Here is a 24,662-nt window from a genome sequence, read left to right as displayed (position 1 = left end):
ACCGCCATCCCCGGGAGAGCCCATGGGTACCCAGTTCGAGGCCACTGTCGACATCGACCGCCCGATCGACGAGGTCTTCGCCTTCCTCGCCGACGGCACCAACGACCCCGAGTTCAGCCCCCGTGTACAGAAGATCGAGAAGACTCCGGACGGGCCGACGGCCGTCGGCACGGTCTTCCGCAGCACGGTGAAGGACGCCGGCATGACGACGGGCCGCGAGTTCGAGATCACCGAACTCGTCTCCCCGAGCAGGATCCGCTGGAGCGAGCGGTCCAAGAACCTGATCACCGCGGCCGACGGAGGGTACGACCTGGAGCCGACGCCGAGCGGCGGAACCCGCGTCCGGATCTTCAACGTGCTGGAGGGCCACGGCATCGGCAAATTGCTGCTGCCTGTCGCGGGCGGTGCGGCCCGCAAGGACGCCCCTGCTTTCGGACAGCGCATCAAGGCGGCCGTGGAGGCCTCCTGAGACCGCGGACCTGGGCGCGCGCTCGGAAATACGGTGGAGCGCCGCCCATCCGGCTCGTTAAGGTCGCCCGATGAGTACGCGTACCTTCCGCATCACCGTCCGAGGCGTCTTCGACGGGCTCGGTGCCGATCAGCGGGCCGCCCTGCTGGCCGACGCCGCCGAGCACGACGTGCTGCGCGCGGCCTTCACCCCGGAAGGGCATCTGAGCTACGACATCGCCGCACGGTCCGCCTTCACCTTCCGCTTCGCGGACACGGGGGAAGCGGAGGAGGACATCCTCGACGCGACCGAACGCGCCGAGACGGCGGCCGAGGCCTGGCTGACGGCACGCGGCTACGGCTTCAAGAACCTGCGGTCCACCGCCGAGGATCTCTCACAGGCCCCGCTGGGCAAGCGGCAGCGGCGCGAGGCGGCCCGGAAGTACACCTGACCGGACCGCCGGACGCGCGCTCAGCAGGGCTGTCTGCCCAGTGTGCGCGCGAGTTCCGTCGTGGCGTGCGCGATCTCCGTGTCGTCCTCCGACTCCAGCACGTCGAGCGCGTCCTGATGGGCATGGACGGCCTCCCTCGCCGCACGCTCCCACACGGCGGGGTTCTCGCGGTGGTTGAGCAGCTTCGGATAGGCGTCCGCGATGCTCTCCCACTGCCGGGTGTCGGCGATGTTCTTGAGCAGGTGCAGGATCGATGCCCGGCACGTCACCTGGGGCAGCTGCGCGAGCTCCCAGAGGAAGGGGACCGTGGCGGCGGTCGCCTGCTCCACGACGAAGCCGTACTGGCAGACGCGTTCGCGCAGTTCCTTGAGGGCCGTCGCGGCGGTCTCCGCGTCGCCCCATGCGACATTGCTGAGGAGCAGGGGGATGGCGGTCGCCGAGCCCGTGGAGTCCCGCATCTCGCTCCACGGGATGTGGCCCATGGCGGTGAGCGGTGTGGTCGGCGCCTTTCCTGTCCGGGCCGGCTCGTGCCCTCGCTGCCCGGTCCTCGGCTGCTGCGGCGGAACGCTATGCATGGCGTAAGGCCTTTCCGGCGTGTCGTATCGGTCCGATGGCGAGAGCGGCGCATCCGTCCGGAGCGGGGGTCCGGAGGGACGTACCGCGCCCCGGGTGTTCACGCAGGGATGCGACTGCCGATACGACTGCCCCGCCGGCCATCAGAGGCGGTCGCGCCGGAAGTCCGGTGAACCTGCCCAGGCCTCCTGCCGTTGCTGCGGTCGGCCGCAGCGACGAGGGCTCTGGACGCGCGGGTGACAACACGTCATCTCCCTGATGTGACGTCAGGACTCAATGTCCTGGCTGGGGTTGTCGGCGCTGCAGTTATTATCCACACTGAACACGGTCGCGTGCAATTGCACGCGAAATTGCGTGAAGTTTGGCCGAAGACGCTTGGTCGAGGGCCGCCGGGCCACCGGCTCGATTCGGCGCGGGGCGACAACGGGAACAGCAAGGAGATGCGGTGCCACAGGTGGAGAACGGGATACGGGCCAGCGCGCTGGACGTCAGCTGGACCAAGAGCCGCCACAGCAATGCCGAGGGAAACTGCGTCGAGGTCGCCCGGATCGACGGGGGCATCGCCGTGCGCAACTCCCGTGATCCCGAGGGGCCCGCGCTCGTCTACACGTCCGCGGAGCTGGCGGCTTTCCTGGCGGGAGCCAAGGACGGCGAGTTCGACCATCTGCTGTGAGCCGCCGGTCACCGGCCCAACTACCCGAAACCTGAAGGGGGATGGGATGCCGGGCGGTCCGGTGCGATACTGTTGCCGTCCTTGTGCCGGATTGCGGGGGAGCCGAAGATGGTCACCGAGTCGCCGCGCGTCGCACGGCTCGAATCCTATCTGGAGCGTTCGGAGCCGGCTCCGACCCTGCTGAAGATGCTGGTCGGCGTCCAGCTCTCGGGATTCCGGGAGGACGCCGGCCTCGCTCAGGACCAGGCCGCGCGCTCCCTGGGCTTCAGCGGGGCGAAGCTCTCACGCATCGAGTCGGGCAAGGGCCGCAAACCACCGACCGAGACCGACGTACGCGCCCTGCTGCGGCTGTACGGCACCGATGAGTACGAAGCCTCGGTGCTCCTCAAGCTGCTGCACCGGGCCGGTGAACCGGGCTGGTGGCAGCGTTACGACAAGCGCCTCATGCCCGAATGGTTCGAGCGGCTGGTCGGCCTCCAGGAGGCGGCCGCCGCCATCCGGACCTTCGAGATCCAGTACGTGCCCGGCCTGCTGCAGACGTCGGCGTACACCCGGGCCGTGGTGGAGCGGGGCCTGCCGAACGCACCGGCAGCCGAGGTGCACCGCAGGGTCGAACTGCGGATGCGCCGCGCCCAGTTGCTGCACCGCGAGGACGCCCCGCAGCTGTGGGCCATCATCGACGAGTCCGTCCTGCTGCGGGTACTGGGCAGCCGGGCGGCCATGCGCGAGCAGCTCGCCCACCTCATCGACATGGCTCAAAAGCCCCATGTGGTCCTGCAGACCGTGCCCCTGGACGTCACGAACGCCTCGGCGCCCGCCATACCGATCACATATCTGCGGTTCGGCGGACTCGACCTGCCGGACGTCGTCTACCTGGAACACATCAGAAGCGCGCACTTCCTTGAGGACCGCGACGAGACCGAGGAATACCGGCTCACGCTCGACCGGCTGGCCGACGAGGCCCTGACACCACGTGACTCCCTGGAGATGCTGCGGACCACGATGGAGCAGCGCTACGGGCCGGAGTGACCCGCGCGCGGCGGACGGGAATGGCCGGACAGTGCTTTAGGGAAGCCGGCCCAGACCGCCGAACTCGATCCATTCCTGGGAGAGCTGCCGGGTCTGTACCTCACTGTCGGGGCGCCAGGTGGAGACCTCCACCAGCCCGGGATCCAGGATCTCCATGCCGTCGAACAGCGCCGCCACGTCCTTCTCCTGGCGTACGCGCCCCCAGTGGCCCTGCGTCGCCTGGTCCATGAAGTCGGTGACGAACGAACGGACTTCGGCGTCTTCGCTGACCAGCTGGCAGATCACCATGAAGCTGCCGGGCGCGAGCCGCTCGGTGACGCGCCCCACCACGGCCTGCGGGCCGTCGGTGTCGCTGTCGGGGATGCAGTGGAACACCGAGTTGAACAGCGCGGCGACCGGCTGCGAGAAGTCGATCAGACGCCGGGTGTCGGGATGGGCGAAGATCTCTTCGGTGTTGCGCATGTCCGCGTGGATGACCGCGGTGCGGTCGTTCTGGTCCAGCAGCGCCCGGCCGTGGACGAGCACCATGGGGTCGTTGTCGACATAGACCACGCGTGAGTCGGGGTCGATGCTCTGCGCGACCTGGTGCACGTTGTCCTGGGTGGGCAGGCCGGATCCGTGGTCCAGGAACTGCCGTATCCCGTAGTCCGTCGCCAGCGTCCTGACCACCCGCTGCAGGAAGCGCCGGTTGTTGAGGGCCAGCCGACGGGTGCTGGGCACCACCTTGTCGAGTTCCTCGCAGGCCGCGCGGTCCGCGGAGTAGTTGTCCTTGCCGCCCAGATAGTGGTCGTACATACGGGCAGCGGTCGGAACACTGGCGTCGATCTTCTTGGACAGCGGCCTGTCGGTGTTCATGGTTCCCCCGGCTCGATCGGCACCAGCTGCATCCGTAACAGGAACTACATCTTAGGTAGTTGACGTTTGCCGCGGCCAGCCTGTCGCCGGATCAGGCCTCCGAATGAACGAGTCGGTCGTGTGTCCGACGACCAAGGGCCCGGATGTCGGCGCGCCCCCGCCGCATGACGGATGTCACCGGTTCGAAGGCCGTTCCCACTGCCGCCGATGGGCTTTCGGCACTGCTGCCCGCTCCTCGCCCGTCCCAGGGTGGAGCCCATGGGCGCGGCCGAACGGCCCGTGGCTACTCCGGCGGAAGCACGCGTGCTTGCGCCGAGCGGCGGACGACGGCACCGAGGCGTTCGCCGAGCATGACAGGGACAGGGACAGGGACGGCAACAGGGACAGGACGGCAGGCGACACGGGGGTGGAGGTCATGGACGCGGTCAGTACCGGCGGATTACCGACGCGGGGGCGACTCGCCTTCCGGCGCGAGGCCGGCTCGAAGATCTGGGTGCCCCACGGCCCTCTCGACGACACCGCGAGACCGTACCCGGCAGCGTCGGCGGCTGTGGCGTCTGCGGTGTCTGCGACGAATTCGGCCACTACGGCGACCTTGGCGACGGACCTTCCGACCAGTCAGCTGCTCGTGCTGCAGTTCGGGCGCTCGTCACCGCCGTTGCCGCCGTTGGATCTGCGGGGCCTGACCGCGGTCCGCACCGCGGGCGACGGGGTTATCGGCTCGCTGTCGTCGCAGTTCCTGCTTCTGCTGGCGCGGCATCTGCGCGGACTCGGACCGCTCGACACCGCCCGGCTGGTCGGCCGCACGCTGGATGTGCTGACCGCGGCGCTGGCCGACGCGCTGGACGTCCGGAACACCGTGCCGCCCCACACCGGCCGACGGGCGCTGTCGGCCCGGATCCACGCCTTCATCCGGGAGAACCTGGGCGATCCGGGACTGACCCCGGACACGATCGCGGCGGCGCACCACATCTCCCTGCGCTATCTGCACAAGCTGTTCCACGCCGAGGGGCGCACCGTCGCCGCCTGGATCCGCGAACGCCGCCTGGAGCAGTGCCGACGCGATCTGGCCGACCCCGCCCTGTCCGAGCGCCCGATCCGCGCGATCGCGGCCCGGTGGGGGTTCACCAGCCCAGCGCATTTCAGCCAGGTCTTCCGCAGCGCCCACGGCTGCTCACCGCGTCAGTTCCGCCACCGCAGCACCACGGCGAGCGGGGATCAGGCCGCCGCCACGCTCGTGGTCAACGCCTCACGGAGCCAGGAGTCCGCCCCGCCGAGGGTCGGATCGGGCGTCAACTCCGCCGCCAGCTGCCAGTAGCGGGCCATCACCGGGTGATCCGCCGCGGCGAGACGGACCGTGAGGGCGCGACGGAAGGCGGGGCTGTCCCGGGTTCCGGCGTCGCGCGCGTGGGCGGCGACGTAACAGTCCAGCGCCTCGCCCGGGCCCGGGGCGCGCTCGGCCCGCAGGGCGGCGGCCACCAGGAGGTACGCCTCGTGCAGACCGTCGTAGAGCAGGTCCGGGTGGGCGGCGGTGGCGGGCCGGTGGGACACGAGGCAGTGATCGGTGGCGGCCGTCGCCAGGGCGTGGAGGCGCGCGAAGGCGAGGACCTGGTCCGCGGTCGGATCGGCCGGGGGCTGTGGCACGGCCGCCTCGGTGACGGCGCCGCGCAGCCGGGCGGAGAGGCGGACCGGCAGCACCCGGCGCCAGTAGTGCGCGAGGGCGGAGGTGCTGGGCGGGACGCTGACCGCCCCGATCAGCTCCAGGCGCTCCGCGAGCCGCTCCGGGTCACCCTCGTGCACCGCCCGCAGCGCGGCCTCACGCCAGCGCAGGGCGGCGAGTTCGCTGCCGAGGTCGGCCAACCGGCGTGCCAGCACGGCTTCCAGGGTGGCGCCGCGGTCGAGGACGCGCCCGATCTCCGGGACGGGCACGCCGAGCGAGCGCAGCGCGCGGATCGTGCGCAGCCGTTCCGGCGCCCCGGGACCGTAACGCCGGTGGCCGCCGCTGCTGCGCGAGGCCTCGGGCAGCAGGCCCCGGTCGGAGTAGAAGCGGACGGTCTTGACCGTTGTCCCCGCCCGCGCGGCGAGCTCACCGATGCTCAGGGTGCCGTCGATGCCGCTCATGCCGCTCATGCCGTCCATGGCGTTCGCGTCGTCCGTGACGTCGGGTGGCAAGGGTTGAACCTCCCTCAGGGGGAGTTCCTAGGTTAGCCAGGGCGGTGGCCGGCCAGGACGGTCGGCCGTCACGAACCCACCCTGGAGGTATCGATGTCCGTGTTCGTCCTGGTCTCGGGACCGTTCACCGACGGACGGATCTGGAGCGAAGTCGTCGGGCGGCTGAGGGAGTCGGGCGCCCAGGCGCACCCGGTGTCGCTCAGCAGGCGACCCGGGGCCGATCTGGAGACGCACGTCGAGGACGTGGTCCGGAGACTCGATTCCCTCGATCTGCCCGATCCCCTCGATCCCCGAGATCCGGCGGGGGAGGTGGTGCTGGTCGGCCACGACTACGCCATCCACCCCGTCCTGGGCGCGGCGGACCGCCGCCCGGAGCGGGTCGCACGGGTCGTTCACCTGGACGCCGGGATACCGCAGGACGGCGACGCGGCCCTCGCCCTGGTGCCGGACCCGTCGGTGCACGAACTGCTGGGCGCGAACGGCGATTCCGGGCCCGTCCCGCCCCCGGAGCCGGCGCAGTGGCAGCGGTGGGGCAGCACGGAGGGTCTGTCGGCGGGGCACCTGGAGCTGCTGAGCGGGCTGGCCGCCCCGCAGCCCTCGCGCACGCTGACCCAGCCCCTGCGCCTGACCGGCGCCGCCGCGGACATACCCACCACCGGCATCCTGTGCACGGCCGGCGGCACGACCGTGGAACTGGTCGAGGCGCTGGTACGCACCGGGCCGCCGTATCTGCGGAAGCTGGCCGATCCGAGGGTGGGCTTCTTCGAACTGGCCACCGGCCACTGGCCGATGCTCTCCCGCCCGGACGAACTGGCCGGGGTACTGCTCCGCGCGGCGGCCGGCGAGGGGCGCCGGCTGACCGTACCCGAGGAGGAGTCCTCGTACGCCCGGCCGTTTCTGCTCGACGCTCCGGAGCGTCCGCGGGTGCGCAGCGGGCGGGTGGACCTGCACCTGCCGGAGACCGGAGCGGGCCGGACGGGGGCGGGGGGAGGGGCGCGAGGTCCCTGGCCCGCGGTGCTGTTCGTGCACGGCGGGCCCGTGCCCGCGGACCTCGTCCCGGCGCCGCGCGACTCGCCGTTCTACCTCGGTTACGCCCGGTACACGGCGAGCCTCGGCGCGGTGGGTGCCGTCGTGGAGCACCGGCTGCACGGCATCACCGACTACGCGCGCGCGGCGGACGACGTGGCGGAGGCCGTCGACCTGCTGCGGGCCGACCCCAGGATGGACGAGCGGCGTATCGCCCTGTGGATCTTCTCCGGTGCCGGACTGCTTGCCGCGGACTTCATCGCCGCGCCGCCGCCGTGGCTGCGCTGCCTCGCCCTCACCTACCCGATCCTGGCCCCGCTGCCGGGCTGGGGCGCGGTCGGCCCCCGTTTCGACCCGGTCGGCGCGCTCCGCACCGCCGCCGGGAAGCCGGCGCCGCCCGTCGTCCTCACCCGGGCGGGCCTGGAGACACCGCAGATCGCGGCCACGGTACGGGAGTTCGTGACCACCGCGAAGGAGACGAAGGCCCCGGTCGAGATCATCGACGTCCCGCACGGCCGGCACGGCTTCGAGACCGACGAACCGACGGACGCATCACGCGAGGCCGTGGCCGGGGCGGTGCGCACGGTGCTGGCGCACCTGGCACGGCCGTCGTGACGCGTCCCGTGCTTCAGGGGCGGGGCCGGGTGGCGGTGTCGAGGTAGAAGGCGTCGATGCTCTGGACGGCCTGCTCGAACTCGTCGAGATTGACGGGCTTGGTCACATAGGCGTTGGCGTGACTGCTGTACGCGCCCGTGACGTCGTCCGGAGCGGTGGACGTCGTCAGGACGACCACGGGGATCGTCTGCAGGTCGTCATCGGTCTTGAGGACCTTCAGCAGGTCGCGGCCGTTCATCCGCGGCATGTTCAGATCGAGCACGATGAGGTCGGGGCGCGGGGTGCCCGGCGTCCGCAGATGCTCCAGCGCGGCGACCCCGTCGGTGACCTGGACCAGATTGCGGGCCCCGCGCTCGGAAAGGGCTTCCTCGATGAGCATGGCGTCGGCCATGTCGTCCTCGACGAGCAGGACGTCGAAGGGGCGGGCGGGGGTGGTCATCGTCGGTTGCTCCGTGGGTTTCTCGTTGGAGTGGTGGAAGAGCCCGGGCCAGCGGCGTCGGGCTCCCTGCCGGGTCATCCCGCAGGCGGCGCCGATCTGCGGGTATCCGGCACCCGCGCGTGCGGCGGCCACGGCCGCTTCCTGCTGCAGTCGTTCGGTGGCCTGCTTGAGATGATCCAGCACGTGCAGCAGGGCCAGGGCTTGTGCCGGGTCGTCCGCCGAGGAGGACGACGGGGCTTCCACCAGCCGGCGGGCGAGGCGCTGCGCGAGATCGCCGACCGTCGCGTCCGCGATGGTGGCCGTCTCCTGCGGAGTGATCCGCGGTGCGAAGTCCTTGCCTGGCATACCCGGCACTCTAGGTCCCCGAGGAGGCCCGCGACAACAAGGGTTGTCGCCCTCTAAAGTGTGCTGGCCACACAAGCAAGGCGATGCTCACAGCGAGGAGCCCACAGAATGACCGGCGATGAGAGGCAATCGCGTACGCGAGGGCTTTCCGCGTGGACGACCAGGCGGTGGCTTCGTGTAGGGGTGGCCGCGTCCCTGGTGGTTCTGGCCGTGCTCGGGGTGGCGGGCGCCTACGTCCTGGGGCGGACCGAGTCGATCAGCCGTGATCTCGTGGATGTCCGGTCTCCCGCGTTCACCGTCGCGGTCCGCCTGGAAGCAGCCGTGCTCAACCAGGAGACCGGGATCCGCGGCTACGGGCTCACCGGCAAGAAGGGGTTCGTCACCCCTTACGAGCAGGGGGTCGAGGAACAGGAGACGAACCGCAAGCAGCTCACCGAACTGCTCCGGGGCGACTCCGCACGTCTGAAGGACCTCAAGACCGTGCAGGACGCCGTGACGACATGGCAGGAGAGGTTCGCCCGGCCCGTCGCCGCCGCGCCGTCCGGCGTGCCCTCGCCGCTGGCCACCGCACGGGCCGCGGAGGGCAAGGACCTGTTCGACGACGTCCGCGAGGCCCTCGACAGGCAGCAGGAACGGCTGCGCGCGGACCGGGTACAGGCCAGGGACGACCTGATGTCCACGATGGCCCTGCGGAACTGGGTGTTCAGCGCCATCGCGGTGCTCATCGTCGTCCTCACGGCGTTGATCTTCGAAGGGCTGCGGCGCGGTATCAACAGGCCCCTGGAGCAGCTCGGCGCGGACGCCCGTGCCATCTCCGGCGGCGACTTCGACCACCCCATCACTCCCACCGGCCCCGCGGACCTTCGGCGCCTGAGCGGTGAGATCGACTTCATGCGCCGGCGGCTCGTACGGGAACTGGCCGTCAGTGAGGAGACCCGGCTGCGGCTGGACGCGCAGACCGCGGACCTCCAGCGCTCCAACGCCGAGCTGGAACAGTTCGCGTACGTGGCCTCCCACGACCTGCAGGAGCCGCTGCGCAAGGTCTCCAGCTTCACCCAGCTCCTCCAGCGGCGCTACGGGGGGCAGCTCGACAGCCGGGCCGACCAGTACATCGACTTCGCGGTCGACGGGGCGAACCGCATGCAGATCCTCATCAACGACCTGCTCGACTTCTCCCGGGTCGGACGGCTCCACAACGCCCACCAGGGCGTCGACCTGGACGACGTGCTGGAGAGGACCCTGTCCACGATGAGCGTCGGCATCGAGGAGGCCGGCGCGACGATCACCCACGACCCGCTGCCGACCCTGGTCGCGGACCCCACCCAGCTGGGCATGCTCTGGCAGAACCTGATCGGCAACGCCGTCAAGTTCCGGCGCCCGGGCGAGGCGCCGAAGATCCACGTCACGGCGGACCGGGAAGGCGACCTGTGGCGGTTCACCGTCACCGACAACGGCATCGGAATCGCACCGGAGTACGCCGACAAGATCTTCGTGATCTTCCAGCGGCTGCACACCAAGGACACCTACTCGGGCAGCGGGATCGGCCTCGCGATGTGCAAGAAGATCGTCGAGTTCCACGGCGGCACCATCGCCGTCGACCCGGCCTACCACGACGGCGCCCGCATCGTCTTCACGCTCGCGCCCCGGCCGCCGGAGAGCCCCGGCGAGGACACCACCCCCGAGGCCACCCGCGCGGAGGCGGAGCAGGCACGATGACCGGACCCACGACGGCCGCCCCGGGCGCGGCCTCCGACAAGCCGATGTACCGCATCCTCCTGATAGAGGACGACCCGGGCGACGCGCTGCTGGTCGAGGAACTCCTGTACGACACCGGACTGGGATTCGAGCTGACCATCCGGACCACGCTGGCCGAGGCGCGCGCCGAACTCGCCGGCAGCCCGATCGACTGCATCTTCCTCGATCTGCACCTGCCCGACGTGTCGGGCATCGACGCGGTCACCGCCGTCCGAGGGATCGCCCCGCACACCGCGGTGATCGTCCTCACCGGGCTGTCCGAGGACCGGGCGGGCACCGACGCCATGGCGGCCGGAGCCCAGGACTACCTCGTCAAGGGAAAGGTCGAAGCCGACCTCCTGCAGCGGACGCTGCGCTACGCCGTCTACCGGAGCCAGACCGAGCGCGCGAGCGCCGCGGCCCAGGCCGCGCAACTGCGGGCCGAGGAGAACGCCCGTCTGGAACGCGGTCTGCTGCCGCAGCCGATCCTCGACACCTCCATGATCAGGGTGACGTCCCGCTACCTGCCCGGCGCCACGATGGCCCTGCTCGGCGGGGACTTCCTCGATGTGGTCGAGGGGGACGACGGGCTGCTGCACGCCGTCGTCGGAGACGTCAGCGGCCACGGCCCCGACGCCGCCGCGCTCGGTGTCTGCCTGCGCATCGCCTGGCGCTCCCTCGTGCTCGGCGGGCATCGCGGGGACGACCTGCTGCATCTGATGGAACGCATACTCATGGCCGAACGCGGCAGCCAGCAGCTGTTCGCGACCTGCACCCTGCTCACCCTGGACCAGGAGGCCGCCACCGCGACCCTCCACCTCGCGGGCCACCACGAGCCCCTTCTCACCTCACCCGAGGGGACCTGGGAGGTGACCGCCGCGCACGGCATCGCGCTGGGTATCTTCCCCGGGGTCCACAGCTGGCCCTCCACGGTCGTCCCGCTCCCGGCCACCGGCGCGCTGACCCTCTACACCGACGGCCTCACCGAAGGCCACAACGGGACGAAGGAGGAGCGGCTCGGCGTCGAAGGGCTGCTCGCGCTGATACGCAGACTGCCGTCGGCGGACCCGGCCGCCCATGTGGACCTCCTCATCAAGGAGACCCATGCGCTGAACGCCGGCCGGCACTCCGACGATCTGGCCGTGCTCCGCCTCGACTGGGGCGGCCGGCCCGCTCGTCCCTGAGACCCGGCGCACAGCCGCTGCCCGCCCGGGGCCCCTGGTCCGCCCGGGACCCCTTGTCCGACGGGCGAGTTCACCCGGGCGGGTTGTTTGCACGGCGGGTGGGACCGGCCGACGCATGAGCGCCGACCGACTGGGGAGAAACGGACTGCGCGCATTTGTCCCTTTCCTCCATCGCAAGGAGCCGGACTGTGTCCGACGTCGTCTTCACAGCCGATTTCAGTTCGCGAAGGCAGTGGGTGGCCGGCCGCTCCTGGGCCTATCCCGAGGGCGGTCCGGTCAATCCGACCGACAACAAGCTGGACTACCTGGTCTCCGACCCGGCGTACTCCCGCACCGGCACGTTCCGGGCCACGCGCCGCAAGGACGGCCTGTGGAGTGCGGGCCTGCTCACCACCGAGGGGAGCGAGGACGACTTCATGGTGCGCGCGGGGGACGTGCTGGAGGCGCGCGTGCGCCTGCCCGTCGAAGTGGGGGCCTGGCCGGCCATCTGGACCTGGCGGGACGGGGGCCAGGAGATCGACGTGTTCGAGTACCACCCCGACAACCCCGACCTGCTGGAATTCTCCAACCACGTGCGCGGCGGGAACCTCTATCACCACGATGAGGCCGTGCGCCCCGGTGGCCATGTCGACCTGCGGGTGGAGTTCGGCGCCCGTTCGGTGATCTGGTGGCTCAACGGCACACGGATCTTCGCCGACAGGCGCGGGGTGGGGAAGGGCTGGCACGCCTACCTCATCGTCAACCTGTCGGTGAGCGCCGGGCGTTACCACCCTCGTCCCGCGGCCGGGACCAAGGAGATGTCGTTCGCCGTGGAGAGCCTGACCGTGCGCCGTCCGACCGTGGTGTCGCCCCGGGCGGCCGAGGCGGAGGAGCGGGCGGACCTGTGAGCGGAAGAGAGGGCGGGGGACGGCGGCCCGGCGGCTGCCGTCCCCCGCGCGCGGTCAGCGGTCAGGGGGCCCAGGGTGCTTCGACGGCCCAGGTGGTGTCCTCGGTGAAGGAGCCGGGGTTGTCCCAGGCATGGGAGCCACCCGGGGTGGCCAGCCACAACTCGGCGTTGTAGTGCCGCAGATACTGCTCGGGGAAGTTGGACGCGGACAACCGGACGCCGCCGTTCGCGCCGCGCACGGCACAGAAGGTCGCGTCGGCGTTGAACAGGGCTCCGCTGCCCGACTCCTTGTAGACGCGGTACTCACGGTGCCGCAGATACTGACCGGGGTAGTTGCGCGACTCGAAGGAGTAGCAGGCGCTGTTCGCGAGGCCCGGCACGATCTTCCAGGTGGCGTCGTTCTTGAGCAGGGCCGCGCTGTTCGCGTCGACCACGTCGGTGTAGGCGGCCCCGTCCCGGTGCCGCAGATAGCGGTCCGTGTAGCCGGACGTGGTCACCCGCAGGGACTTGTACTGGTTCGCGGGCAGGACGACCGGGGAGGTCGTGGCCCGGGAGGCGTCGATGAGGGCGCGGTTGGCGGCCTGCACGCGGGCCGCGTCCACCTTGACGACCTGCCGGTCATAGGTGAGGAGGCCGTTCGCCTCGTTCTCCACGTCGGTGATCTCCGTGTAGACGGAGGCCGAGAGTCCGGCGGGCATCCGCACCTCGCGCAGCGCGTCGAGGAGTCCCACGAAGCGGTTGTTGAGATGGGCCTGGTCCGCCTGGTCCTCGTAACTGAAGCCGCCGCCCGGATACCACTCGTGGCCGGAGACCTTGAAGCCCAGACCGCCGTACTCACCGAGAACGGCGGCGCGGGTGGCACTGGGCACGGTCGTGCCGGGCCCGACGTAGACGTGGTGGTCCAGGACGTCGCCGTTGCCGCCGTCGACCGCGCCGCAGCAGTTGATGCCGCTCATGTTGTTCACCAGCCGTGAAGGGTCGTACGCCTTCACGTGGTCGGCGATCCGGGCCTGGTCGTACTGCCCCCAGCCCTCGTTCTGGTCGACCCACATCACCAGCGAAGGCGAGCTGCGGTGCTGGTCGATGATCCGGTCGTACTCGGCCTCCCACTGGGTGCGGGCGGCGCTGTCGGGGGTGCGGGTGTCCATCGCGGGCATGTCCTGCCAGACCAGCAGCCCCAGCTTGTCCGCCCAGTAGAACCAGCGCTGCGGCTCGACCTTGATGTGCTTGCGCACCATGTTGAAGCCGAGGTCCTTGTGCTTCTGCAGGTCGTACTTGAGGGCGTCGTCGGTCGGCGCGGTGTAGATGCCGTCCGGCCAGTAGCCCTGGTCGAGCGTGCCGGTCTGGAAGACGAACTTGCCGTTGAGGACGGGACGCAGGACGCCGTCGACCCGTGCGACCCCCACGGAACGCATCCCGCTGTAGCCGCCGACGGAGTCGACGACGGTCGAACCGGAGAGCAGATCGGCCTTCACGTCGTACAGGAACGGATCCTCGGGGGTCCACAGATGCGGATTCGGGATGGCCACGGTGATCGTGCCGCCGACCGCGCCGGTCGCCGTGCCCACCGTGGTCGAGCCGGAGGACACGGTCACCCGGGCGCTCTGCCCGGAGATTCCGTCGCCCCTGACGGTGACCTTGAGGGTGTTGTTCGTGAGGTCGGGCACCATGTCAAGACGCGTGATGTGCGCCGCCGCCGTCGGTTCCAGCCACACCGTCTGCCAGATGCCGGAAGCCGCGGTGTAGAAGATGCCGCCCCCGGGGTGCGGCGCCACGTCGCTGATGCGCTGCTTGCCGACCGCCCCGATGCCCGTCTGACTGGGGTCCCAGACGGACACGACGATCGTGTTGGTGCCGCCGTTGAGCAGACCGGTGATGTCGTACGAGAAGGAGTCGTAGCCCCCGCTGTGCGTGGCGCCGGCCTGGCTGCCGTTGACCCAGACCGTCGTACGCCAGTCGCTGGCACCGAAGTTGAGCTGCACGCGGCGGCCGTTCCAGCCGGCCGGGACCGTGAAGGTGCGCTTGTACCAGAGCTTGTCGTTCTGGGTGATCTTGCGCTGGATACCGGACAGCGCCGACTCGGCGACGAACGGCACCCGGATCTGCTCGGAGAACGACGCGGGCTGGCCCGCGTCCGCCGAGGTGACCGCGAAGTCCCAGATGCCGTTGAGATTGGCCCAGTCGGGACGGGTGAGCTGCGGACGCGGGTACTCCGGCAGCGGATTGTCCACCGATACCTGGTTGGTCCACGGGGTCGTCATGGGAGAGGGCTTGGGCGTCCACGCGGCCGGTGCGGCCTGCACGGTGCCCGTGGCGGTCAGGGCGGCCGTGCAGACCAGCGCGAGGGTGGCGAGCACGGTGGTGATCCGCCTCGCCCGCCGTCTCAGCCAGACTGCCCAGGGGCGCGGGTCCGGGGTGGTGCTGCGCATCGTGACTCCTTGGGTGTCGTGGGGCAAGGACGTACACGTACGGAGAGAAGGCTGGCGGCTCGGCTTCCCAGCCTGTACAACGTTGGAAAGGGTGATGGTTGGCATGACAGCACGACACCGAAGGTCTGTACAGGTACATGACAAGAACATTTCGGAAGAGCCACGGCACCGGCCCCTGGACCGTCCTGGTCCAAGGGCCGGGTGACGTGCTCGGTACGGGCGCTCTCCCGCCTCAGAACGGGCGGTCGCCGGCGATGGCGACGCGTTCCGCCACGCGGCGGTGCGAGCCGTAGTCGTTCACCGCGTAGTGCTGGGTGGCACGGTTGTCCCAGAAGGCGACGTCCCCGGCCTGCCAGCGGAAACGCACCTGGTACTCCGGAACATGCGCCTGCTGTACGAGGTGGCGCAGCAGCTGGTCGCTCTCCTCGCGGGGCAGGCCGGTGATACGGGTGGTGAAGGAGGTGTTCACGAACAGCAGCTTCCTGCCGGTCTCCGGATGCGTGCGCACGACCGGGTGCTCCACGGGCGGGAAGGCGTCCTGGAACGGGGCGAGCCGCTCGGGGCCGTAGAAGCGGGCGAAGCCGGGGATGAAGTCGTGCACGGCCGTGGCCCCGTCGATACGGTTCTTCACCTCCTGCGAGAGGTTGTCGTACGCGACGGCCATGTCCGCCCACATGGTGTCTCCGCCGAAGGGCGGCACCTCGCGCAGCTGGAGCACGGCACCGAGCGCGGGCCGCTCCCGGAAGGTGACGTCCGCGTGCCACACGTTCTCGAAGGTCGGTGTGGCGCCGGCCCTCTTGTCGAAGCGCACCACGTCGGCGCTGGAGCCGCGGGCGAGCAGGGGATTGGTCTCCAGCTCGCCCCAGTTGCGGGCGAAGCCGCTCTGCTGCTCGGAGGTGAGGTGCTGGGCGCGGAAGAAGAGCACCTTCCACTCCAGCAGCGCCCGGTCGAGCTCCTCGCGCAGGGCGGGGTCCAGCGGTCGTGAGAGATCGACGCCTCGTATCTCCGCGCCGATCGTGGCCGCCTGAGGGACGAGTTCGAAGAGATCGTAGGGGCGGTCGGACCCGCCCTCGGGCAGGCGCCGCAGCTCACGGGCGCCCTCGTAGATGCCGCCCGTCGGCACGCGGGCCTCACGCAGCGTCGGTACGCCGGCCTGCGGAATGGTCACGGTCATGGAAATGCTCCTCGTTCGCATGGCTCGACAGCTCGATGGCAGGAGTGCGGAAGTGCAGGAATGCGGAAGTGCGGGAGGGCAGCAGCCACGAGACGTGAGGAGAGTCGGAGAGTCGACCAGCACGACGTGGACTGCGGCGCGGCGAGCCTCACGGCTCGGCCTGGGGGAGGAACCCGCTAGAGGCCGGAGCGCTCGCAGCCGGTCCGATTCGGGGCGCGCAGAGGCCCCGTCATCGTGCCGCAACAGTGCCAGGTCATGCTGATCATTGTGGGAGGAGCCCTCGATGCTGTCAACGGACACCTGTACGGTCCGTGGGCCGCGGGGCCCACGGACCGGCTCAGGCGCAGTCGGGACTGTGCGTGTCCTGCTGCTGTCGTGCCTCCAGCGCGGCCAGTGACTCGCTCACGCCCGCGGCGCGCGGTGAGCCGATGGCGCTGTACAGGGCGAGCGCGTCCTGCCAGTGCCCTCGGGCCGTCGGCAGGTCGTCGCGGTCCTGGTGGATGCGGGCCAGGCCGATGTGGGCCCGGGCCTGCTCCTCCTTCTCCTCGATCTCCATGGCCAGGGCGAGGGCGGCACGGTGTGCGGTCGCGGCCTCGTCCGGTGTGCCCGAGCCGTGCAGGGCCTCGCCGAGACCGTTGAGGCTGCCCGCTTCGCCGTACCGCTCGCCGGTCCGCTGGAACAGGGCGAGCGCCTCCCTCTGTCGGGTGGCCGCCTCCCGGTGGTGGCCGAGGCGGTTGTGGGCGTCACCGAGATTGCTGAGGGCGTGCGCCTCGCCCCCGCGGTGGCCGAGCCGCCGGAACAGGGCGAGGGCCTGCTCGAAGTGCTCGGCCGCCGTCGCGTGCTGGTCGAGCCGGGACAGCACGATGCCGAGGTTGCCCAGCGCGCTGGCCTCACCGAAGGCATGACCGAGGGAGCGGAAGAGGGCGAGCGCCTGCCGGTGCTGTTCGGCGGAGGTCTCGTAGTCGTCGAGCAGTTCGTGCACGATGCCGAGGTTGTTGAGCGTGTCGGCCTCGCCGCCGATGTCCCCGACCTTCCGGAAGAGGACGACCGCCTCGCCGTGCCGCTCGGCGGCCTCGCGGTACTGTCCGCGCAGTTCGTGCAGGACACCGAGGTTGGTGAGATTGCGGGCCTCGGTCACCGGCAGTCCGATCCGCCGGCACAGGGCGAGCGACTCCGTGTGGTGCCGGACCGCTTCGTCGTACTGCGCCAGCCGTCGGTGGGTGGTGCCGAGACAGGTGCGCACCTCGGCCTCGCCCCGCCGGTCGCCCGCCGCGCGGGCGGCACGCAGGGCGTTGCCGTGGATGACGAGTGCGTCGGTGAACAGTCCACGGCTGTCGAAGTGGCGGTGGAGCGTGGTGGACAGGCCGACGGCGTGCTCGGCCCTGCCGCGCCCGGCCTCGGTCGCGGTGACGGCCGTGAGCACGGCGTGCTCGGCCGCCAGCCACTCCTTGGCGTGGGCCTCTTCGGGAAACGGCGGCAGCTCGGTCCGGGGCGCCGGGATCCGGGGCCGCAGATGTCTCTCGGCCGGGAACAGCACGTCCATGGCGGCGCAGGACGCCGCGAGATAGTGGGTCAGGAGACGGTCGAGCGCCGTCTCGCGGTCGGCCGGCCCGTCGTGTCGTTCGGCCTGCCAGGCCGCGTACACCCGCAGCAGGTCGTGCATGCCGTAGCGGCCGGCGCGGGTGGGCTGGATGAGATGGCTGCGGGCCAGCAGCTCCAGTGTCCGCCGGGTGTCGTCGACGGGGCGTCCGCACAGGGCGGCCGCCGCGTACGCGTCCACATCGGGTCCCGGGTGCAGGCCGAGCAGCCGGAAGGCGGCGGCGGCCTCGGGGGGCAGGCGGTCGTAGGACCAGGAGAAGACGGCACGTACGGCCGCCCGGGGATCGTCGTCCGAGTCCAGCAGTTCCAGCCGGCCGCGCCGGTCGTCCAGTTCGGCGGTGAGGGCGCTCAGGGGCGACGCGGGACGGGCGAGCGCCAGCTCCGCGGCGATGCGCAGGGCGAGGGGGAGCCGTCCGCACTGTTCGGCGAGGACGGCCGCGGCCTGTGGTTCGGCCGTGGCCCGGGGGCCGATGAGCCTGCTCAGCAGGCGTACGGCGTCCTCCAGGGGGAGCACGTCGAGCACGAGCCGGTGGGCGCCGTGCAGGGACACCAGGGAGCTGAGGACGTCCCTGCTCGTCACCACGGTCCTGCAGCGGCTCGCGCCGGGCAGGAGCGGGCGTATCTGCTCGCTGGACGAGGCGTTGTCGAGCACGACGAGCATGCGGCGCTCGCTCAGCTCGGTGCGGTAGCGGGCGGAACGGTCGTCGAGGCGCAGCGGGATCTCCGGGCCCGGGACTCCGAGGGCCACGAGGAAGCCGGTGAGGACGTCGGCCGCGGGCACCGGTTCGTCCGTGTCGTAGCCGCGCAGGTCCGCGTAGAGCTGGCCGTCGGGGAACTGCTCGCGGATCCGGTGGGACCAGTGGACGGCGAGGGCGGTCTTGCCGACTCCGGCGGTGCCGGACACGGCGGACACCACGACCGTGTTGGTGGCGTCGGCCCCCTCGTCGGTGGCGAGCAAGTGCTGCGAGAGTTCGTCCAGTTGTTCCCTGCGGCCGGTGAACGCGCGTACGTCGAAGGGCAGTTGCGCGGGCCGGGAGGGTGAGGTCCGTGTGCCGCCCGGAGCGGGTCCCGACTCCGTGCCGCCTGCGGGCAGGGGGCGGTCGCGCAGGGCCTCCTTGTAGGCGGTGCGCAGTTCCACCCCGGGGACCGAACCCAGCTCGTCGGCCAGTCGGCGGCGGACCTCGGCGTAGTGGTCCAGCGCCTCGGCGGTCCGGCCCGCCTGGGCCAGGGATCTGACGAGCAGGGCGGCCAGCGGTTCCGCCAGGGGGAACTCGTCGGACAGGGCCCTTATCCGGCCGATCGCCTGCGAGGCATGGCCCGTCGCGGTCTCGGCCCGGGCCCAGTGGAGGGCGGCTTCGAGCCGTTCGTTCAGCCAGGCCGTCCGGGTCCGCTCGGCCCAGGCGCCCGGCAGGTCGGCCAGCGGCGAGCCCCGCCACAGATCGAGGGCGTCGCGCAGCAGCCGGCCGCACTCGGCGTCGTCCGGACGCAGCTCACGGGCCCGGGCCACCAGCGCCCTGAAACGAAGGAGGTCGATGCTGTCGTCCGCCGCCCGCAGCAGGTAGCCGCCCGACACCCGGGCCAGTTGGATCGACGGACGGTCCGCCGTCCCGTCCTCACCGCGCGCCGCCTCGTCCAGCACACGCCGGACCCGGCTCACATGGGAGTACAGCGTCGAACGGGCCGTGTCGGGAGGGGTGTCGTCCCACACCCGGTCCACCAGGGCGTCCACCGTCATCAACCGGCCCGCGTTGGCCGCCAGCGCGGCAAGGACCATGCGCTGCCTGGGCTGTCCCAGCTCGATATGACGGCCGTCGGCCCACAGTTCCAACGAGCCCAGTAATCGAAGATCCACGTCCCCACCCACGATCGGCCGCTCTGTCGTTCACGAACTCCCCCGATCTTGCCCAGGATTCCACACATGGGAGGCCGGTGGTGCCGTCATGGTGATGGTTCCGGTACGCCCCGTGATCTAGGTTCGCCCGAGCCCGGCAAGGTTTTCACAAGGTTCCTCTTGCAGTCTTCGAACAGCCGGTTGGCCGGCCCGGCGATCGGACCCCCCTTCGCGCCGGGACGGTCAACCGGATCAGCCGCAGGTTCGGCACGGAACCTGTTGTGGGGCTTCGCCCGTCGCCGCTGTCAACGGGGGTCAGCGGCGGCGGAGCGGGGCACCGGACACAGCCGGTGCCGCGCTCCGCGCATGTGTGCCGTCAGGGGACGCGTACCCAGTCGAGGGTGCGTTCCACGGCCCTCTTCCACCCGTCGTAGCCCTCCGCGCGCCGGTCGTCGGACCACTGCGGCTCCCAGCGCTTCGACTCGTTCCAGTGGGTGCGCAGTTCGTCGGTGTCCCGCCAGAATCCGGTGGCAAGACCCGCCGCGTACGCGGCGCCCAGCGCGGTCGTCTCGGCGACGACGGGACGGCTCACGGGCACGCCCAGGATGTCGGCCTGGATCTGCATGCAGAGGTCGTTGGCGGTGACCCCGCCGTCGACCTTGAGCACGTCGAGGTGGACCCCGGAGTCCTGTTCCATGGCATCCACGACGTCCCGGCTCTGGTAGCAGATGGCCTCCAGCGTCGCCCGCGCCAGGTGCGCGTTGTCGTTGTACCGGGCGAGACCGACGATCGCCCCGCGCGCGTCGGAGCGCCAGTAGGGCGCGAATAGCCCGGAGAAGGCGGGCACGAAGTACATCCCGCCGTTGTCCTCGACGCTGCGGGCCAGCTCCTCGCTGTCGGCGGCGGTCTTGATGATCTTCATCTGGTCGCGCAGCCACTGCACCGCGGAGCCGGTCACCGCGATGGAGCCTTCGAGCGCGTAGACCACCGGCTCGTCACCGAACCTGTACGCGACGGTGGTCAGCAGCCCGTGCTCGGAGCGGACCAGCTCCGTGCCGGTGTTGAGCACCAGGAAGTTGCCCGTGCCGTAGGTGTTCTTCGCCTCGCCCGGCGCGAAGCAGACCTGTCCGACGGTCGCCGCCTGCTGGTCGCCGAGGACGCCCCCGATGGGAACGGCCGCGCGCAGCGGCCGGGAGGCGCGGGTGACGCCGTACGCCTCCGGGTGCGACGAGGGCTTGATGGCCGGCAGCATGGCCCGCGGGACGCCGAAGAAGCCCAGCAGTTCGTCGTCCCAGTCGAGGGTCTCCAGGTTCATCAGCATGGTGCGGCTGGCGTTGGTCACGTCGGTGGCGTGGATACCGCCGTCGGGCCCGCCGGTGAGGTTCCACAGGACCCACGCGTCGGTGTTGCCGAACAGGGCATGGCCCTGCTCCGCCGCCTCGCGTACGCCGTCGACGTTCTCCAGGATCCACTGGATCTTGCCCCCGGAGAAGTACGTGGCCGGCGGCAGCCCGGCCTTGCGGCGGATGACGTCGCCCTGCCCCGAGCGTTCCAGGGCCGCCGCGATCTTGTCGGTGCGGGTGTCCTGCCACACGATGGCGTTGTAGTACGGGCGGCCGTTGCGCGGATCCCAGACCACCGTGGTCTCGCGCTGGTTGGTGATGCCGATCGCGGCCAGGTCGGTCCCCGACAGGCCGCCGTGGCGCAGGGCGTTCTGGATCACCGAGTTGGTGCGCTCCCAGATCTCCACCGGGTCGTGCTCCACCCAGCCCGACCGCGGCAGGATCTGTTCGTGCTCCAGTTGGTGCTTCGCCACCTCGTTGCCGCTGTGGTCGAAGATCATGAATCGGGTGCTGGTGGTTCCCTGGTCCACCGCGCCGATGAAGTCCGCCATGGGTTTCCGCCTCTCCGGCCGGTCGGGTCAGTCCTTGGATGCCGGGACGCGTCCCGGCGGCTCGGGTTCCGCGGACGGCAGGAAGCGGCTGATGAAGACCTTGTACAGACCGGCGCCGAGCAGGCCGCCGACCAGCGGGCCGATGATCGGCACCCAGAAGTACAGGTTCCCGTACTGATCCCGCCACGCTCCGCCGTATCCGGTGAAGAAGCTGGCCAGCCGCGGTCCGAAGTCACGGGCCGGGTTGATGGCGTACCCCGCGTTCGTCCCCCAGGCCATACCGATCGCGACGACGACCAGGCCGATGACGAACGGGCCCAGGTTCGCGCCCGGCGGTGTGTTCAGCATGTCCGTGATGGCCATGATCAGCAGCAGCAGGATGGCGGTGCCGATGACCTGGTCACGGAACGCGCCCCACTCGTGGACGGGGAGGGCGGGGTTGCCGTTGCCGGGCAGCGTCGAGAACACGCCTTGCGTCTTGATGGTGTGTCCGGGGTCGGCCTTCGCCAGCGCCTCGCTGTAGTTCCAGCGGACGAGGAGCGCGGCCACGAAGGCGCCGGCCGTCTGGGCCAGCGCGTAGGGAGCCACCTTGCGCCACGGGAAGCCCTTGAACGCCGCGAGTGCGACGGTCACCGCGGGATTGAGGTGGGCGCCGCTCAGCCTCGCCGCCACATAGACGCCCAGGGTGACACCCAGGCCCCATGCCCAGGCGATGCTGTCGTGGTCACCCAGGCCACCGGCGGGATCGGTGAGAGCGCCTCCCGCGGACACCTGGGCCACCACACCGCATCCGAAGAGGATGAGGATCAGGGTGCCCGCGAACTCGGCCGACAACTCGCCGACCAGACCGGACCGTATACGTCGCTCAGCCATGGAAGCTCACCCTCCGCCGGCTGTACCGGCCGTCGACCGCCCCGAGCGATATCCGTCAGGCTAGGACGGTTCACCGGAAAGTGCATATCAGGGCATTTCAGGTGCTCGATCGGTCGATGGCGGTCATCGCCTGCCACGCACCCGGGCGGACACCCGTCGCGTTGAGGAAGAACACCGAGAAGTTGGACGCGTCGGGGAAGCCGAGTGCGCGCGCACAACCGGCCGACGTGAGCCGGTCGTGGGCGAGGAGCCGCCGGGCCTCCAGGACGATCCGGTCGACGATGTACGCCTTCGCGGTGCGACCGGTGGCCTGCTGCACCGCCCTCGAAAGCGTGCGGGGCGCGTAGCCCAGCGCCCGGGCGTAGTACGCGGCGTCGTGATGCTCCCGGAAGTGAGCTTCGACGCCGGACCTGAACAGCCGGAACGTCGGATTCGTCGCCCCCGTCCCACCGTGCGGCGGCCGCAGCCGGGCGACGAGCGCGGAGAGCAGGATCTCGGGCAGTTCGGTCGCCCTGTCTTCGGGCGGGGCGGACGCTTCGAGGAGGAGATGTCTCCGCGCGGCGTCGACGAACGGCCAGTCGGCGTCGGGAACGCGCCACCGCGCGACCCGGTCCGCGGACGCGACGAGTTCGCGCGTGGCACGGGTGACCGGCGCGGTCGGCGTGAACAGCACGACGTGCCCTGCCACATCCGCGATGTCGTCCCATCGGTGCACCGCGCCGGGAGCGACCCACACCGCGGACCGCTCCCCGAGCGGATGCCGCAGGAAGTCGACCGTGACGGCTCCCCGCCCGGCGTCGACGAGAGCCAGGACATGGAAGTCGGCGCGTTGTGTGCCGCCGTCGTTGAGCTCGCGCAGGCGGTCGACCGTCATCGTCTCGACGGCGCCGCCGTCGCCCCCGATGGGCTGATAGGTCATCTGCCGGATCACACGCACGTGTCCAGTTTCCACCATGGGACGACCGGTCGTGCCGATGTCCTGGAGCGGCCACGGAGCTTCAATCGATGCAGGAAGAAGAGCTCAGCACACTGATCGAGGAAGTCGCGATGACCCGTACACCCCAGACGCTGCCGACACCGCTGCCCGTTTACGACCACCGCTCCGGGACCGGACCGACCCTGGTGTTCCTGCACTACTGGGGTGGTTCCGCCCGCACCTGGGATCTCGTCGTCGACCGCCTCGTGGGGCACGACCTGCTCACTCTCGACTTCCGTGGATGGAGCCGCTCAAGCGCTCTGCCCGGCCCGTACACGCTCCGGCGGCTCGCCGACGACACGCTCGCCGTGCTCGCCGACGCGGGCGTCACCGACTTCGTCCTCGTCGGCCACTCCATGGGCGGCAAGGTCGCACAACTGATCGCGGCGACCCGGCCCGCCGGCCTTCGCGGGCTCGTCCTGGTCGGTCCCGGTCCGGCGAGGCCCGCCGCGGAGATCACTCCCGAGTACCGGGAGGGCCTGTCCCACGCCTACGACTCCGACGAGTCCGTCGCCGGCGCACGGGACCACGTCCTGACGGCGACCGAGCTGCCCGCGTCGATCAAGTCGCGGATCGTGACCGACTCCCGTGCGAGTGCCGACGACGCCCGCACGGAGTGGCCGCTGCGGGGGATCGCGGAGGACATCACCGGGCACACCCGCCGGATCGGTGTCCCCACCCTCGTCGTCGCCGGAGAGAACGACCGGGTCGAACCCGTCGACGTGCTCCGCGACAACCTGCTGCCCTACCTTTCCGAAGCCGACTTCGTGGTGCTCCCGCACACGGGTCACCTGATCCCGCTGGAAGCCCCGGCCGGCCTGGTCGAGGCGATCGTCGCCTTCGCACCCGTTTCCTGACCGGCACAGGGCTGTGGGACGCGGGCAGCCCCTGCGAGGGTGGGCCCATGCATACGACCCCGGACGGACGACCCGTCCCGCCCGCCCATGCCGGTGAACGCGCCATGCTGGAAGCCTGGTTGGACTTCCACCGTGCGACGCTCGCCCTGAAGTGTGCGGACCTGAAGGACGATCAGTTACGACGGGCAGCGGCGGCGCCGTCGTCGATGACACTGCTCGGCCTCGTCCAGCACCTGGCCGAGGTGGAGCGCAACTGGTTCCAACGCATCTTCGCGGGACAGGACGTGCCACCTGTCTTCGGACGGGGCAATCACGACGGCTTCGCCCTTGAACCGGGCCGGGGACTGGCCGAGGTCACCGCCGTCTGGCAGGCGGAGATCGCCCGGGGCCGTGAGCTGATCGCCGACGCGACCCTGGACGACTCCGGCCGCCTGTCGGAACAGGACGCGGAACACGTCGGCGATCAGGGAGTCTCGTTGCGCTGGATCCTGGTGCACATGATCGAGGAATACGCGCGTCACAACGGTCATGCCGACCTCATCCGGGAGGGGGTCGACGGAGTCACCGGCACCTGACGGACGCCGACCGGGCACCGGCGT

21 protein-coding genes are annotated in these 24,662 nt (G+C 70.7%); 11 read left to right on the top strand and 10 right to left on the bottom strand.

Going from position 1 to position 24,662, the window contains the following annotated elements:
• Positions 1–22: 22 nt before the first annotated feature.
• Together J8N05_RS43250 and J8N05_RS43245 are read left to right on the top strand one after the other, a co-directional pair.
• On the top strand, positions 23–469 hold the full coding sequence (locus J8N05_RS43250; RefSeq protein WP_210893042.1) for an SRPBCC family protein: 447 nt from the start codon (positions 23–25) through the stop codon (positions 467–469).
• A 70-nt stretch (positions 470–539) separates the two neighbouring features.
• A complete protein-coding gene (locus tag J8N05_RS43245; RefSeq protein ID WP_210893040.1) occupies positions 540–899 on the top strand; it encodes a DUF6204 family protein in 360 nt (119 codons plus the stop codon).
• A 20-nt stretch (positions 900–919) separates the two neighbouring features.
• Here the strand turns inward: J8N05_RS43245 and J8N05_RS43240 are convergent, their stop codons facing one another.
• Positions 920–1,474 carry a hypothetical protein gene (locus J8N05_RS43240; RefSeq protein ID WP_210893038.1) on the bottom strand — a complete coding sequence of 185 codons (555 nt, stop codon included), beginning with the start codon at positions 1,472–1,474 and terminating at the stop codon, positions 920–922.
• A gap of 443 nt (positions 1,475–1,917) precedes the next feature.
• Here J8N05_RS43240 and J8N05_RS43235 point away from each other — a divergent pair, with 443 nt between their 5' ends.
• Positions 1,918–2,145 (top strand): DUF397 domain-containing protein, encoded by a 228-nt coding sequence (locus J8N05_RS43235; protein ID WP_210893036.1) that lies wholly within the window; start codon positions 1,918–1,920, stop codon positions 2,143–2,145.
• Between the two features lie 108 nt (positions 2,146–2,253).
• Positions 2,254–3,174, top strand: coding sequence for a helix-turn-helix domain-containing protein (locus tag J8N05_RS43230; protein ID WP_210893034.1), 921 nt, complete (start codon positions 2,254–2,256; stop codon positions 3,172–3,174).
• Between the two features lie 36 nt (positions 3,175–3,210).
• Here the strand turns inward: J8N05_RS43230 and J8N05_RS43225 are convergent, their stop codons facing one another.
• A complete protein-coding gene (locus J8N05_RS43225; protein ID WP_210893033.1) occupies positions 3,211–4,029 on the bottom strand; it encodes an SAM-dependent methyltransferase in 819 nt (272 codons plus the stop codon).
• A gap of 595 nt (positions 4,030–4,624) precedes the next feature.
• Here J8N05_RS43225 and J8N05_RS48080 point away from each other — a divergent pair.
• Positions 4,625–5,347, top strand: coding sequence for a helix-turn-helix domain-containing protein (locus tag J8N05_RS48080; RefSeq protein ID WP_308287107.1), 723 nt, complete (start codon positions 4,625–4,627; stop codon positions 5,345–5,347).
• Here the strand turns inward: J8N05_RS48080 and J8N05_RS43215 are convergent.
• The gene (locus J8N05_RS43215) at positions 5,248–6,201 is read right to left on the bottom strand and encodes a MerR family transcriptional regulator (protein WP_308287106.1); all 954 of its coding nucleotides are present in this window, start codon (positions 6,199–6,201) and stop codon (positions 5,248–5,250) included. The two genes, J8N05_RS48080 and J8N05_RS43215, sit on opposite strands and share 100 nt — an antisense overlap.
• 93 nt (positions 6,202–6,294) lie before the next feature.
• Here J8N05_RS43215 and J8N05_RS43210 point away from each other — a divergent pair, with 93 nt between their 5' ends.
• Complete coding sequence (locus J8N05_RS43210) at positions 6,295–7,842, top strand: alpha/beta hydrolase (protein WP_210893031.1); 1,548 nt, start codon at positions 6,295–6,297, stop codon at positions 7,840–7,842.
• Between the two features lie 13 nt (positions 7,843–7,855).
• Here the strand turns inward: J8N05_RS43210 and J8N05_RS43205 are convergent, their stop codons facing one another.
• On the bottom strand, positions 7,856–8,626 hold the full coding sequence (locus tag J8N05_RS43205) for a response regulator (protein WP_210893029.1): 771 nt from the start codon (positions 8,624–8,626) through the stop codon (positions 7,856–7,858).
• Between the two features lie 108 nt (positions 8,627–8,734).
• Here J8N05_RS43205 and J8N05_RS43200 point away from each other — a divergent pair, with 108 nt between their 5' ends.
• From J8N05_RS43200 to J8N05_RS43190, 3 genes are all read left to right on the top strand, one after another.
• Positions 8,735–10,342: a sensor histidine kinase gene (locus J8N05_RS43200; protein WP_210893027.1), complete on the top strand. Its 1,608-nt coding sequence runs from the start codon at positions 8,735–8,737 to the stop codon at positions 10,340–10,342.
• The gene (locus tag J8N05_RS43195; RefSeq protein WP_210893025.1) at positions 10,339–11,544 is read left to right on the top strand and encodes a PP2C family protein-serine/threonine phosphatase; all 1,206 of its coding nucleotides are present in this window, start codon (positions 10,339–10,341) and stop codon (positions 11,542–11,544) included. Before J8N05_RS43200 ends, J8N05_RS43195 begins: the two co-directional genes overlap by 4 nt.
• Before the next feature lie 188 nt (positions 11,545–11,732).
• A complete protein-coding gene (locus J8N05_RS43190) occupies positions 11,733–12,431 on the top strand; it encodes a LamG domain-containing protein (protein WP_210893023.1) in 699 nt (232 codons plus the stop codon).
• Positions 12,432–12,492: 61 nt separating this feature from the next.
• On the opposite strand, the gene J8N05_RS43185 is transcribed toward J8N05_RS43190, so the two are convergent.
• The 6 genes from J8N05_RS43185 to J8N05_RS43160 form a co-directional block, all read right to left on the bottom strand.
• Complete coding sequence (locus J8N05_RS43185; protein WP_210893021.1) at positions 12,493–14,859, bottom strand: AbfB domain-containing protein; 2,367 nt, start codon at positions 14,857–14,859, stop codon at positions 12,493–12,495.
• Between the two features lie 232 nt (positions 14,860–15,091).
• On the bottom strand, positions 15,092–16,033 hold the full coding sequence (locus J8N05_RS43180) for a TauD/TfdA dioxygenase family protein (protein ID WP_210893019.1): 942 nt from the start codon (positions 16,031–16,033) through the stop codon (positions 15,092–15,094).
• Positions 16,034–16,370: 337 nt separating this feature from the next.
• Positions 16,371–19,496, bottom strand: coding sequence for an AfsR/SARP family transcriptional regulator (locus J8N05_RS43175; protein ID WP_247706930.1), 3,126 nt, complete (start codon positions 19,494–19,496; stop codon positions 16,371–16,373).
• Between the two features lie 343 nt (positions 19,497–19,839).
• Positions 19,840–21,357 carry a glycerol kinase GlpK gene (gene glpK, locus J8N05_RS43170; protein ID WP_210893017.1) on the bottom strand — a complete coding sequence of 506 codons (1,518 nt, stop codon included), beginning with the start codon at positions 21,355–21,357 and terminating at the stop codon, positions 19,840–19,842.
• Between the two features lie 27 nt (positions 21,358–21,384).
• Positions 21,385–22,230: an MIP/aquaporin family protein gene (locus tag J8N05_RS43165; protein WP_210893014.1), complete on the bottom strand. Its 846-nt coding sequence runs from the start codon at positions 22,228–22,230 to the stop codon at positions 21,385–21,387.
• A 97-nt stretch (positions 22,231–22,327) separates the two neighbouring features.
• On the bottom strand, positions 22,328–23,185 hold the full coding sequence (locus J8N05_RS43160; protein ID WP_210893012.1) for a helix-turn-helix domain-containing protein: 858 nt from the start codon (positions 23,183–23,185) through the stop codon (positions 22,328–22,330).
• 92 nt (positions 23,186–23,277) lie between these two features.
• Between J8N05_RS43160 and J8N05_RS43155 the strand changes: the two genes are divergently transcribed.
• Positions 23,278–24,063 (top strand): alpha/beta fold hydrolase, encoded by a 786-nt coding sequence (locus J8N05_RS43155; RefSeq protein ID WP_210893010.1) that lies wholly within the window; start codon positions 23,278–23,280, stop codon positions 24,061–24,063.
• A 47-nt stretch (positions 24,064–24,110) separates the two neighbouring features.
• On the top strand, positions 24,111–24,638 hold the full coding sequence (locus J8N05_RS43150; protein ID WP_210893009.1) for a DinB family protein: 528 nt from the start codon (positions 24,111–24,113) through the stop codon (positions 24,636–24,638).
• Positions 24,639–24,662: the final 24 nt, after the last annotated feature.

It is taken from the genome of Streptomyces liliiviolaceus, assembly GCF_018070025.1.
Taxonomy (GTDB): domain Bacteria; phylum Actinomycetota; class Actinomycetes; order Streptomycetales; family Streptomycetaceae; genus Streptomyces; species Streptomyces liliiviolaceus.
The sequence above is the reverse complement of the archived record's forward strand: the minus strand, read 5'-3'. Positions and strand labels throughout refer to the sequence as shown.